General features: G+C 62.2%; 1 protein-coding gene and 1 pseudogene. Both read right to left on the reverse strand.

Going from position 1 to position 471, the window contains the following annotated elements:
* Positions 1-219 (reverse strand): zinc-ribbon domain-containing protein (locus RM590_RS35525; protein ID WP_311708944.1); only part of this gene is annotated, 219 nt, incomplete at its 3' end.
* A pseudogene (locus RM590_RS35530) lies at positions 212-471 on the reverse strand (transglutaminase family protein); the annotation flags it as partial. The gene RM590_RS35525 and the pseudogene RM590_RS35530, both read right to left, overlap by 8 nt.

Raw genomic sequence — 471 nt, forward strand, 5'->3', positions numbered from 1 at the left:
GATCCGGACGAGCCAATTGCACTCGGCCAGATGCAGATTGGCGCACAGCTGATACTGGTCCTCGTCGACCGCGCCGGCGTGGTCGCTCTGGTCGGTGTCGGTGATCACCAGCAGCGCCATGTCGTCGACCGAGAACCCCAGCGCACTGCCGCACGAAAGGCACAGGGAGTTCTCGAATGCCAGGTGCTGACCACAGTTGGGGCAGTTGAAATCACGCATGCAGCAACCCTTCTCGATCCGGCGGGTACGGCGCCACGTCGACCGATACCTTGATCACGCTACTGTCCGAATCCGTGTAGATGATGCCCCGCAACGGGGGTACGTCGGCATAATCACGGCCGAATCCGGCAGCGATGTAGCGCTCGTCGACCATCTGGTCGTTGGTGGGATCCATTCCCAGCCAGACATTCTGCGGTGTCCAGACCGACGCCCAGGCGTGCGTGGCGTCCACCCCGATCATGCGTTCCTTAC

It is taken from the genome of Streptomyces litchfieldiae (assembly GCF_031845365.1).
GTDB classification, from domain to species: domain Bacteria; phylum Actinomycetota; class Actinomycetes; order Streptomycetales; family Streptomycetaceae; genus Streptomyces; species Streptomyces litchfieldiae.